Below are 12,910 nucleotides of genomic sequence, written 5' to 3'. Positions count from 1 at the left end.
TTAATTAACGGCTCCATAAAGCTGGGTAAGTTCTCATTACAATGGAATATTAACTTGATATTCAATTGATTCTAATGAGTTTTTCTTGCGAGGTATCACTTTTACTTGTGGAAGGATTGATTAACAGTTTCAATGGTGACTTTTCCTTTTCAAATTGCTGAAGAATAAATCGAGCTACTTCCAGTACTGGTTCATCTTCTTTTTCTACTAAAATTTGGCAGTAATCATATAATGCGACACAAAAACCTTTAATTAAATTTATCTTAATTAATCCTTCATTTAATTTGTAACTAAAATCATTCCAGGGATTGTGTTCTTGATGATTATTAGAGTGTTGACAAAGCTCTACAAAATGCATTGCAGCCAGATATTCAGCTAAGGGATCGAGTGCAAAGCGGATCTTCTTTTGTGCTACATCAGTAGTTTGAATAATACGCAGGCGTTTTTCAAAATAAATTAGACGAAGTTCTGCGTCATCACCTTGAAGAGAAGCTAAAATCTTATCTCTTTGAGCATCTGTTGGTTGAAAAGTTCGTTTTACACATTCCCAAGCAATAACTTTGGCATCTTGTTGAATAGTGGGATTGGTTAACCTGTAGTCACTAAGTACAGTGCGGTTAAGTTCGTTAAGATACCATAGCATTAAGTCAGGAATATTTTCAGATTTCTGTAAAGGTACTTGCTGAACTCCCTCTACTTTAGTTGCAATTAACTGGTCAGCATAGAGTTTTGCTAGCAGGGCGGTAATATTTCGTTCCCCTACCATCTGCGATAAACCACTACAAGCTTGAAAAAACTCTGTATCGGTGAATAATTCACGTTTGTTAGCTTGAGTTAAGTAGGCTTCCATGAATGACGACAGTCTATCTCCTTGAATGCGGAGAGGTTTGAGAGTAGTTTTGGTCACCTTACCAAGGTTTTCCTCTGAGCGAGAGGTAACAACTAAAGCATTGATGGGAAAATCTGGAGACTCAGGTCGAATTGCCTTACGTGTAGTTTCGTTCATCTCCGAAAGATGGTCAACTATTACCAAAATTCGACGTTCTCTGAGGAGACGTTCGAGCAGTTCTTCAGAAACTGGTTCTATTTCATCCGTCAAGTCTTGTAATTGTCCTTGGATTGTATCTATCAAAGCAGCAATAAGAGGTGATTTGCTTAACTTTCCCATCTCAATTTCAATTTCATTTGAAATTTCTAAGTCTTCTTCAATCAATACTGGTAACATTCGGTGTTTGCACAGGAGTTGTGACTTATCATCTGACATCGCCCACTTGGCGATTTGACAAGCAAGACTTGTTTTACCAACTCCCCCTTCACCCTGAATTAGCAAGCAACCTCGTTTTTTGTCAAAGGTTGAACGCAAATGTTCGCTTTTGAGTTCGGCAATAGGTTTGTCTTTATCACGTACCACAGGGATGGAAATGTAAACATTTCTGTCGCTTACTGTATCCTTTTGCTCAAATTCATTTTGTACTGATTTCAGATATTCTTGCACCCAAGCATCCAGTACTCTCGGGCGATATTTCAGTGTTAGTAGTAACCAGTTTAAAGATATCTCTTTATCAATTACAGGCAGTTTGAAATAACCAACAGATTTTAGAGCTTTGTCAATTTTAAGCAACCATAAAGGACGTAGCCAAAAAATCCCAAATAGAGAGATTAGATAAACTCCGAGACCCCATACGGAGGGGTTCTTGATAATCTCATTAATAACTTGATGATGTTGCAACCTCTCAAGACTAGAGCGTAAATTTACTGTATCTGTTTGTATGTAAACACTATTGAAGTTCGATTTTTCTATACTTACTAGAGCTTTTTCTAAATTTGAGATTAGACCGTTTAACTGTTTTGGTTTTATATGGTTGGTTTTGTTTTGCTCTAATTTGACAACAACCCTTGTCAGGGCATCAGTTATATTTGTGAATATATATATATTTATGTTCTTCTCATCTTTTAGAATGTTTGTCATTTTAGTTACAATCATTAAAGATCTTTTATTATTCGTCCTCTTACTACTGCCAATATCTCCTAAAGCTCCGATTACGCTATTTTTCATGGTATTGTTGCGTCCTCTGTTGTAGGCTGCAACAAGTTGGTCAATAGAAGATTCTGCATTAAAACCTATATTTCCTAAGGTGTCAGCAGCATAACTACGTACTCGCCAAGTGGGGTCTTTTAGTGCTTCTGTTAAAACTTCTACAGTCTCTTCTGGATATTGTTTTCGCTTCAGTTGATGCAATTTTTTTGACAAAAGCTTTGCAACCTTTATACGTAGTTTGGTTTCGCTTACATTCGGATTTTTTAATACATCCAGTAGCCAAGGAATTAGATCTGATATTAATTTTTTGTTTTCTTCTGTATAAGTAATTACTTCACCAGCTGATAAACGTACTTGTAAATCTTGTTTTTCATCTTTGAATACATCAATTAATTCTGAAATTGCATGTGTGGCATTAATTGACCCTATTGTAGTGATCGCATTACTCAAAATTTCTGGATCTTGCTCTGTTTTGATCATGTATTTGAGATCGTCTAAAGCATCGTCAGCACCAGTACCGATAGCACTTAAAGCATCCAATGCAGTAATGCGTACCTGTTTTTTTGGATCTTTGAGGTACTTTCGAAGAACATAAATCGCTTCTTTTTTATCTTCAAAGGAGCTATATTGGGAATTGAATTTTTTTAATTCAGTATTAATATTGTCTGATATTTCAGAATTTTCAGGTATTTTACTTGGTTTCTGCTGACTCTTTACAGAAGTGATATTTTGTCCCCAACTAGCATTCCAGAAAAACAAGGGCGACGAAAAAAGGAGCAATAAAATTGCTATCCTAACGGTAAATTTTTGTGTTCTTAAAAACGAAAATCTAAAGCGAGTATTAAAAGACATAGATACATCCCCTCGAAAATTTACAATACTTAAATAAAAAACTATTTCTGAATTATTATGTTATTAACTACACTAAATTTTTGCTTATTCCACAATTTAGGATGATTTAAATTTATTCACAAAATTTTGTCTAATGGACTCACTTTAAGACTGAATTGACACATTTATTTTTGCCTTAAATAGCTTTTTTTTAAGCATAAAAAAGCAAATAAAAATATCAAGTTAATATTTCTCGTTTATTCTCATAATTGATTCTTAATCCTATCAATATTATAGGAACACGCGCTGATATAATATTTTACATTTTGCCGTATAAGTATAGGCTAATTAAAAATATGTGCAATACAGCTATCTTATTTTTATGAGGTAATATTTCTAAATCAATTTTTTTTATTTCTTATGTAGAGAATATAAGTCTTTCAGGATGAGAATTTCCCAAATTCACCGATATTTTAACTTTATGACGTAGTGCTAAGTACGTTAGTAAGAAAAATCATAACTTGTTTGTAATCGCGCTTTAGCGCTAAAGCGCTACTACTAGCCAAATACAGATATTTTATATTTATTTACATAGTTTACTTTTTTCTTGCCTACTTACTTAAGCTATTGTGCACTTTTAAAGCTCGGTACATTATAGAAGGGTTGAAATTATATTCAAGATTACTCGGGCGATAAATCTACGCTATAAAGAGTCTCACCAGCCAAATTACGCAATGTTACTGTCATTCTTTTTGTATCATTATCTATCCTAACTGTACCGAAGAACTGTAACCCCTCACTAGGGGGACGGTTTGGTTGCAAATCTGATGGTATACTTTGAAACTTCACAACTGGGCCGAAGGTATTATCCAGTTGATTTGGTCCGAATGTACCTGAATTTAGAGGTCCAGCAACAAATTCCCAGAAAGGTTTAAAATCTTTGAACCGTGCTTGAGCCGGATCGTAATAATGTGCTGCAGCGTAATGCACATCTGCAGTTAACCAAACAACGTTTTGAATGTTCTTTCTTTGAATAAATCTAAGTAAATCAGTAAGTTCTAGTTCCCGACCCAAAGCTAAATCATCTGCGTTTGCCCAAGCTTCAAAATTAGTGCTACCATCTCTAACTACTAGTCCTAGGGGCATATCACTAGCAATGATTTTCCAGGTCGCTTTTGATTTAAGCAGCTTTCTTTTTAACTTTCGTAATTGTCTAGAACCCAGAAATTCTGTTTCTTCACTTTGTATTGTTTGATTGTTAGGGGTATTTGGTCCACGATAGCTGCGCTCATCTAACATGAAAATATCTAACAATTCACCATAGTTAAAGAAGCGGTCAATTCTTGTTTTTTGTGGATTATTACCTTTATATCGGATGGGGCTATATTCCAAAAATGCTTGTCTTCCTCTTTTTGCGAGCAAGTTAACATCTTTTATTGTGTAGCGATCGTCATCTGCAGGGAGAATTTCCCCTGGATACCAATTGTTAGTTACTTCATGATCGTCCCACTGTACTAGAATGGGAACTTCTGCATTAAAACGCCTCACATTTTCATCCAACAAGTTATATATATAGTTACCACGAAATTCCTTTAGAGTTTCTGCTACCTTGGATTTTTCTTCCGTAGTAATATTTTTCCAAGTGGTACCGTCATCTAATATTACAGATGATTCAACGGGACCATCAACATAAACATTGTCACCTGAATGGATAAAAAAGTCGGGATTTAGTTGGCGTATAGTTTCGTAAATTTTCATCCCACCAAAGTCGGGATTAATTCCCCATCCTTGACCTGCAGTATCTCCACTCCAAGCAAAGAATATATCTCTTTCACTTGTGGGAGCAGTTCTAAAACTACCACTAACAGGAGCGCTGTAAATATTTTTGTTATCAATATCCTGGAAAGTTACTCGATAAAATATTTGTTCGTCTGCTGGTAGATTTTTTAGATTTAAACGTGCTGTAAAATCGCTATTTTCTAAAGCTAGCGGTCCCCTAAAACGCTCTACGTCACCGCGAAAAGATTCACTAGTAGAATATTCTACAAACATTCTAGCGGGGCGATCGCTACGACTCCAAATTACAATGCTATTGTTTGTAATGTCTCCACTTGCTACACCATAGGGGATATTAGGACGCATCTTATCAGAAGTAATAATTGCTGGTCCTTGACCAAAAACTTTTGATGTTGAGATAAGATTGGTCGCAATGATTCCTCCACCCATAAGTGCAGAAGAAAGTAAAAACTGACGACGGTTCAACTTCCCTGGAGTATTGGAGTTCATATGTATATTTTTGTGTGTTTTAACTGTAAATTGTTTAACTAGCGAATGAGGAAATTTTATTAATTTACGGTTAAGAATTTATCACATTGAGAATACGATTGAAGTAAATATACAGTTATTTTATTTTTAAGGGGATATTATGAACTGCTTGGACTAATACTGCAGTCTTGAAAATACCCAGTGTAGAGATAGTCGCGAGACTAATAGTAAATAGTTTAAGATTCATGATCAATATTTCCTCAAATATGCGTTCGATTTAGTTTGTGTGAAAAAATAAAAATTAGCGATTAATTACGCAATTTATTCTTGTTGCTTGCAACTAAATTAAAAATATTCATTTTATAGAGAACAACTAGAGAAAATATTGGGTCGAATTCGGGAAGATAGTTACCGTAACCAAAATCTCCCAATTTTTTACTTCTCACTATTTCTTCTACGCAAAAAAACGAATTAAATTATTAGTACTTTAAAACACCATTGTGACGCCAAAAATTACTGAGTGAGGTAGCATAGGCACAAGTGGCGTCAAGGTTAATTTAAATACAACTATACTCAAGCGAACTATGGTATCTACTTCAAGTCGGTTTCCGGACATTAATAATCATTGGGCGCGTCCATTTATTGAAGCCTTAGCAAAACGTGGGATTTTAACCGGGTATCCCGATGGCAGATTTCGCCCCAATAATTCTGTAACTCGTGCTGAATTTGCTGCAATTGTGACAGCGACTTTTTCCCAAGTTACCAAAAAACGAGATTACCAACCATTTAATGATGTTCCAGCTACACACTGGGCTATATCAGCAATTCAAAAGTCTTACGAAACGGTTTTTATTACTGGATATCCCGGTGGTTTATTCCGTCCTTCCTACAGAATTAAACGAATTAATGCCCTAATTTCAATTATTAGTGGTTTGGGTTGGACTACCAGGGTCGAATCCGATTTACTTGATGCCTTACCGCTGATTTATACTGATGCTGCAAATATTCCTGGATGGGCAAAAAAAGCCGCAGCAATTGCAACTCGTGCAGGTATAGTTGGTAGTTTTCCAAACACGAAAATACTTAACCCCAATTTGGCTGCTACTCGAGGGGATGTAGCTTTATTTGTTTATCAGGCTTTGGTTTATTTGAAGGAAGCAGACAAAATTTCTTCCCGTTACTTAGTTATTCCCCCAGATGGAGTACCTAAAGCGCCAGAAAAAGAAAAACCACCAGAACCATCAATAACTCTCGACAACGTAAAACTTTCTCACTATCGGGAATTTCGTGGTGCGTGGATTACCACTGTGTGGAATAGTGATTGGCCTTCCCGAAGCGGACTTCCTGCTTCTCAACAACAAGCTGAATTAATTAAAATACTTGATAAACTGCAAAAATTAAATTTTAACGCGGTAATTCTTCAAGTCAGACCAGAAGGAGATGCTTTTTACATATCTAAATATGAACCTTGGAGTGCTTGGTTGACTGGCGCTCAAGGACGAGCTCCTTCCCCATATTATGACCCCTTAGAATTTGCGATCGCAGAATGTCGCAAACGAAATTTAGAAATACATGCTTGGTTCAACCCCTACCGCGCCAAAACATCTATAAAGGGACCGCGAAATGTCAATCCCCACATGGCAATTACTAACCCAGAATATGTTTATCCTTGGGGTAATCAATTGTGGATGGATCCCGGCGCAAAGGCAGTACAAGACCGGGCGTATAATGTCATCATGGATGTAGTAGAACGTTACGATATTGACGGCGTTCACTTAGATGATTACTTCTATCCCTATCCGATTTCCGGAAAAGATTTCCCCGATAGCAAAACCTATTCGGCCTATCGTGCCAATGGTGGTAACCTAAATTTAGACGATTGGCGACGAGATAATGTCAATCGTATGGTTTTACGCTTATTCCAAGGAATTAAATCAGCAAAACCTCATCTCAAGTTTGGTATTAGTCCTTTCGGCATTTATCGTCCGGGACAACCTGCAGGAATTGTTGGTTTAGATGCTTATGATGTACTATACGCCGATGCGAAAAAATGGTTAGAAGAAGGTTGGGTTGATTACATTGCTCCTCAACTTTACTGGCGAATCGAGCAAACAGCCCAGAGCTATCCAACTTTACTCCAATGGTGGACGAGTATTAATCCCAAAAAACGACATATTTATGCGGGTAATAATATTGCCCGTTTGGATGGTAAAGCTTGGAAAAATCAGGAAATTATTAAACAAATCACAATTAGTCGTACCCTAGCATCTAAATTATCTCTGGGTAATATTTTCTTTAGCAGTGATTCTATTACTCGAAACCGTGAAAGTATTGCTGAAAAATTCGAGTATGCTCTTTATGTCAACCCCGCGCTAGTTCCCAGGATGGAATGGCGAGGGGATAATACTCCTCCATCACCACCCACAGGAGTAACAGCTAATTCTCGTCGAATTAGTTGGTCTGCTGGTACTGCTGATATTCGTTCTTGGACATTGTACGAGCAGGAAGAAAAACGCTGGAAACTCAAGAAAATCATACCTGTAAGTACTACCTTTGCAGATATGCCAAGTGGTACATATGCTCTTTGTGCTGTGGACAGAATGGCTAATGAGAGTGTTGGGGTAACCGTATCTGTCAGCTAATTATGGTTTTGTTTTGGGGGTGTTGGGTGCACCCCCAAGGATTTATATACTAATTAATTTACTATCTTTCAAGTAAACCTATAGTTGCGAATTGAATAAAAACATAAAATTTTTAAAATGTTTCTCAATTGATCTGTAATTAGATGATCGTTATCTTTCATCGCTTTTTCAATAACGAAATAAAAGTTGTAATAAATAATTCATCAGTTTAAATGTTATTTGTGATATTTAAACTTTTTTTTATGTTTAATCTCAATACTATTCAATCAGGACTTATTGCAATTAATCTTCATTAAGCAACTATGCTTTACTGTATATTGTTTATTTATAGGGATAATTGCAGTTGAGGGGCAGTCCATTTATTGCAAATTGTTGTTAGCTAGTGATTGTAATCTTGCTTTGAGGGATTTGGGATGTCTATATCTTGTGATGCTGTTTGGGTTAGTGCGAGCCCTTCTTTGAGATCTTTAAGTATGCCTTTAATTAAAAGATTATTACGACATGCAAATATTTCAGGATGGGAATACGTTCAGTCAAAGGATGAAGCTGCTTGCATGGATACAGCAGTAAAGTTACTACATGACTACCTACAAACTAGAAAATCTCCCGTTCATCTGGTCGGTCATGGTGCTGGCGGTGCTATTGCATTGATTTTTGCTCGCCAATATCCTCCGTTCGTCAAATCTTTAACTTTGCTTTCGGTTGCAACGCAACCTGCAAATACTTGGCATGTAAATTATTATCAACAGCGTCAAATATACACTCTTACCAGAGCAGAAGCTTTATTCAATACTATTCAAAATATGTTTAGGGAAGAACCGATTTGTACTCTACAGAAATTAAATCCACAAAAATTAATTAATCAATTTGATCGAGATTTAGAAAATTTACCTTTGAGACATTCGTTATTTAATATAGAAAAATTGCCTGTAGGCGGTGTTACTATGCCATTAATGATATGTGGCGGTCAAGTAGATCCAATTTTAAGCTATTTAGAGTTATATAAATGGGATGAATGGCTAAAACCTGAAGATACTGTCTGGAAATGTCCCCAAGGTAGTCACTTCTTCCATTATTTCTACCCAGATTTAGTCAGTGAAGAAATATCTAATTTTTGGAAGTTACAGCAAAACTATGCTTCAAAAAAAGATGTTGTCCAAACCTAGCTCGGAATAATCACTTCTATCTCAGTCGAAAATTACTTGATTGAGTGAGAGAAGAAGTGTGGGGAGTGTGGGAAGAAAGGGAAGAGGGGGGAGGGAGTGTGGGAAGAAAAGGAAGAGTGGGGAGTGTGGAAAGAAAGGGAAGAGGGGGGAGTGTGGGAAGAAAAGTAAGTGTGGGGAGTATGGGAAGAAAAAGAGAAATTTTTATAGGTAATTGTCTTGGTGTGAAGGGAGTAAGAAAAGTGTTTTAAATGAAGTAAATCTTAATAGGACACTTAGAAACTACAAGTTCTCAACTGCAAACCTATCTTTTTGAATTTTAAGGAATCTCTGGAAGTACAAATCCTAGCGTTCGGAAGGAAAAATTTATTACGTTAGATCCAGAGGAGCTTTAATTATGGCAAAAATAGCTATTTTCTATGGTAGTACTTCCGGTGTTACCCAAGGAGTTGCGACCAAAATTCACGAACTAATTGGTGAAGAGGTATGTGACATCTACAGCATGGAAGAAGATTTTATGAGTGTCGATGAAATGCTTGAGTATGATTATTTACTCTTTGGCTGTTCTACTTGGGGCTCCGGAGAAGTACAAAATGATTGGCGCGATCCACTCTTTGATATGGAAATGGACAAACCCGATTTTACCGGTAAAACTGTTGCCTTGTTCGGAGCAGGAGATTATGTAACCCATGGTGAACAATTTGTCAGCGCATTAGGAACTTTGTACGACCACTTCAAAAAATTAGGTGCAACTTTAGTTGGTGAATTTCCAACTGATGGTTATACCTACGAATATTCCTTTGCGGTGCGTGATAGTAAATTTGTTGGACTACCTATTGATGAGGTAAATGAAAGCGATAAAACTGACGAGCGAATTGCAAGTTGGCTTGAGATATTAAAGCAGTATTTTCCAATTGCATCCTTAGAAACTGCTTAATAGTCTATTCTTAGTAGTTTTTTTAGATTCAAGGTGATCGCTAATGGGTTTTATGGAGCTTGTTGAAATAAATTTTGACTTTTAGGATGAATCTTCCTTTCTGATCCCTCCATTAGATTTGGTAATATTTTTCTAACCGTTCTTGACTTGCAAGAACGGCTTTCAACTTCTGGATTAATTACTAATCATAAAAATCTATTAATTATCAAAATCAAATGACACGCAAGGACTATCAATCTCCTGTGCTGGTTGAAAGGAATTACAAAAAACCACAGTAGAACAGTTAACTTTTAACTCATCAGGATGAGTACATTGCACAGAACCATTGTTCAACGTATGAAAAGCACAATCATTACATATAGTTTTCCGTTGCGATCGCTGTCTTTTATTTGAGTTTGACATAAATATTTATATTTAGATGTTGATGCAGATATACTTGTATTTTTTAATACTTAATCTTATATTACCTAATTTAGTAGCAATGCTTGTATTTGCTTGATTAACATGCATTGAATCGTACTAACATTAGATATGTCATACGTTACTATGAGAACATGTAAACACACACGATCTAATGGTAATATACAAATACTCACACATGAAGAAATGTATAACCATTAGATATCAATACATCAACTGCAAATAAACTATATAAGCACTAATGTTTAAGCAGGTTATCTCAAAGATTCTCTAGAATATATCTGAATTAACCTCTAAAAAACGTATGCCGTTATTTGCGAGAAAATAATCTTATGTCCTCTTTACCAGTCCAAGAAACATCGATCACCAATATTGATATTTCCCTCGAACGTGATGTGTTTTTACGTACTTTAATCAGAGAACTGTCTGGTGCTTTGCAAGAAATAGTTGGTTTGGAAGAAGCATCGGGGTTTATTGCTATAGTTGGTCAGTCAATGGGTAGACAAATAGACCAAGAATATAAATCTGCATTAAATCTATCTAATCTTTCCCGCGAACAAGTTGCTAAGGTGTTGGTCGATCTGAAAAAACGAATACAGGGTGACTTTTACATTATTGAAGAGAATGATGAAAAGATTGTTCTTGGCAATCGTACTTGTCCATTTGCAGAAAAAGTTATTGGTCGTCCTTCAATGTGTATGATGACCTCAAATGTATTTGGTTCCATAGCTGCTGAGAACCTTGGTTATGCCAAAGTTGAGTTGCAAGAAACCATTGCTTCTGGTGCTTCTGGTTGCACAGTAGTGATTCATTTAAAACAGACTGAGGAAGCTCGGGAAGTAAAAGGTAGAGAATATCTTAAGGGTTAAGTAAGACTTAAATGGAGTAAAACTCCAGACAATAATGATTTAATAAAACCTGATGAATCCAGAAAATTTTCTTGAAGTCGCTACTATTTTACCAGAGCCTTTATTGCTTGTGAATGCTGAGGGAGAAATAATAGCTTCTAACAGACCTCTTGCGATAATGTTGGGTGTGAGCAAGCAAGAATTGCAAGGTAAAATGCTTTTCGATTTAGTCACCGAGGCTGATGAAAAAGTTCTAGACTATCTAAGGGCTTGTTCGCGGACTCGGGAGATGCTTCTTGGCTCTTTAACATTTCGTAACTCTGATGGAGAAGAATTAAGTTCTCGTTGTGAGGGAGCAGTTATTCAAGCCCGTTCTGCAGATTCTCCTGCAGTCAATCTCTTACGCTTACAAAACCGTACTTCAGCCAACAGTAATTTTCTTCTGCTCAATCAAAAAATCAAAGAGCTTACAGAGGAAACCCAATGGCGCAAACAAGCACAAGAAAATCTTTCAAAAACCAATGAAAGATTAAAACAAACCTTGGATGATTTGCAAAAAACTCAAGTTCAGTTAGTCCAAACTGAAAAAATGTCGAGTTTAGGAAAATTAGTTGCTGGTGTTGTCAACGAAATTAATCATCCAATTGACTTTATTGACGAAAATATTATTCGTACCAGTAAACGTATTCGAGAGTTGTTAGAATTAGTCAAATTATACGAGCAAGAATATCCCCAACCTAGTGCCAATATTCGAGAAAAAATTGCTGCAATTGATATTAATTTTCTTCAAGAAGATCTAGGGGAAGTTTTTTATTCAATGAGAAGAGGGACTGAGCGCATAGTCGAAATAGTCAAATATTTGCAAAATTTCTCTCGGGTTGATGAAGCCAAAATCAAAAAAGTAGATATCCATGAAATTATTGATAATACTTTGGTAATTTTGCAACATCGTCTTAAGCCCCGAAGGGTTCAAGATGATTCTATAGAATACTTCTATCCAGGTGTGGAAGTTATTAAAGAATATAGAAACATTCCTTTAGTTTATTGTTACCCAAATCAAATAAATCAAGTATTTATAAATATCCTTAACAATGCAATTGATGCTTTAGATGAGTTAATTCTTAATAACAACAAACCATCTATCAATCGCAATAAAGATAAGCAACTAGTAAATAGAGATTATCTTAATACATTGTGTGCAGTCAACGACGAAGAAAAAGAAATTATACATCCTCAAATTAGAATTAGCACTGAAGTAACTCGTAAAAATTGTTTATCAATTCAGATAACAGACAATGCTTTTGGGATGACAGATGAAATCCGTCACCGAATATTCGATCCTTTCTTCACAACAAAATCTGTTGGCAAAGGTATTGGTATTGGTTTATACATATGTGATCAGATAATTACAGAAAAACATGGTGGAAAATTGAGTTGCTTCTCCAAACCTAATCAGGGGAGCGAGTTCTTAATTGAGATACCAATACAGCCGAAGTTTTTATTTTAAAGTTTTTGATTTTAAAAGTTCTTAATCTTAGAAGTTCTTAATTCCGGAAGTTATTAATTTTAGGGGTTTTTGCTTTTATTCTTATTCTGAGTATAAATAAGCAAAAATAAATAAGCAAAATAACTTTTGTATTTATTGTCGGGTTATGTAATTTCTCTTTATCTATCACATCCTATTATCTGTCATACCAATTCTCTATGAAGATGCATATAATAATGCTTCATAAAATAGAGCTTCAAGGATAAAATCATAGCTTGTC

General features: G+C 35.8%; 10 protein-coding genes. 6 read left to right on the top strand and 4 right to left on the bottom strand.

What is annotated here, in order from left to right:
* Positions 1 to 61: 61 nt before the first annotated feature.
* The 3 genes from BC008_RS31010 to BC008_RS49820 all read right to left on the bottom strand — a co-directional run bounded on the left by BC008_RS31010 (position 62) and on the right by BC008_RS49820 (position 5,580).
* The gene (locus BC008_RS31010; protein ID WP_058183453.1) at positions 62 to 2,890 is read right to left on the bottom strand and encodes a HEAT repeat domain-containing protein; all 2,829 of its coding nucleotides are present in this window, start codon (positions 2,888 to 2,890) and stop codon (positions 62 to 64) included.
* A 660-nt stretch (positions 2,891 to 3,550) separates the two neighbouring features.
* Complete coding sequence (locus BC008_RS31005) at positions 3,551 to 5,155, bottom strand: alkaline phosphatase D family protein (protein ID WP_027845526.1); 1,605 nt, start codon at positions 5,153 to 5,155, stop codon at positions 3,551 to 3,553.
* Between the two features lie 287 nt (positions 5,156 to 5,442).
* On the bottom strand, positions 5,443 to 5,580 hold the full coding sequence (locus BC008_RS49820) for a hypothetical protein (RefSeq protein ID WP_161938093.1): 138 nt from the start codon (positions 5,578 to 5,580) through the stop codon (positions 5,443 to 5,445).
* 138 nt (positions 5,581 to 5,718) lie between these two features.
* On the opposite strand from BC008_RS49820, the gene BC008_RS31000 reads away from it, so the two are divergent.
* The 4 genes from BC008_RS31000 (at position 5,719) to BC008_RS30985 (ending at position 9,876) form a co-directional block, all read left to right on the top strand.
* The gene (locus tag BC008_RS31000) at positions 5,719 to 7,776 is read left to right on the top strand and encodes a glycoside hydrolase family 10 protein (RefSeq protein WP_027845527.1); all 2,058 of its coding nucleotides are present in this window, start codon (positions 5,719 to 5,721) and stop codon (positions 7,774 to 7,776) included.
* Positions 7,777 to 8,189: 413 nt separating this feature from the next.
* A complete protein-coding gene (locus BC008_RS30995; protein WP_027845528.1) occupies positions 8,190 to 8,942 on the top strand; it encodes an alpha/beta fold hydrolase in 753 nt (250 codons plus the stop codon).
* Positions 8,943 to 8,986: 44 nt separating this feature from the next.
* Positions 8,987 to 9,190 (top strand): hypothetical protein, encoded by a 204-nt coding sequence (locus BC008_RS50810; protein ID WP_058183454.1) that lies wholly within the window; start codon positions 8,987 to 8,989, stop codon positions 9,188 to 9,190.
* A 146-nt stretch (positions 9,191 to 9,336) separates the two neighbouring features.
* Positions 9,337 to 9,876 carry a flavodoxin gene (locus tag BC008_RS30985; protein WP_027845529.1) on the top strand — a complete coding sequence of 180 codons (540 nt, stop codon included), beginning with the start codon at positions 9,337 to 9,339 and terminating at the stop codon, positions 9,874 to 9,876.
* Positions 9,877 to 10,074: 198 nt separating this feature from the next.
* Here BC008_RS30985 and BC008_RS46920 read toward each other — a convergent pair whose 3' ends face one another.
* Positions 10,075 to 10,278, bottom strand: a complete 204-nt coding sequence (locus BC008_RS46920) for a hypothetical protein (RefSeq protein WP_072207706.1) — start codon at positions 10,276 to 10,278, stop codon at positions 10,075 to 10,077.
* A 350-nt stretch (positions 10,279 to 10,628) separates the two neighbouring features.
* Between BC008_RS46920 and BC008_RS30980 the strand changes: the two genes are divergently transcribed.
* Together BC008_RS30980 and BC008_RS30975 are read left to right on the top strand one after the other, a co-directional pair.
* Positions 10,629 to 11,165: a methanogen output domain 1-containing protein gene (locus BC008_RS30980; protein WP_027845530.1), complete on the top strand. Its 537-nt coding sequence runs from the start codon at positions 10,629 to 10,631 to the stop codon at positions 11,163 to 11,165.
* Positions 11,166 to 11,217: 52 nt separating this feature from the next.
* A complete protein-coding gene (locus BC008_RS30975) occupies positions 11,218 to 12,651 on the top strand; it encodes an ATP-binding protein (protein WP_027845531.1) in 1,434 nt (477 codons plus the stop codon).
* The last annotated feature ends 259 nt before the right edge of the window (positions 12,652 to 12,910 follow it).

The organism is Mastigocoleus testarum BC008 (genome assembly GCF_001456025.1).
GTDB classification, from domain to species: domain Bacteria; phylum Cyanobacteriota; class Cyanobacteriia; order Cyanobacteriales; family Nostocaceae; genus Mastigocoleus; species Mastigocoleus testarum.
Note: the sequence above shows the minus strand (reverse complement) of the source record. Positions and strands in the feature narration are given on the sequence as shown.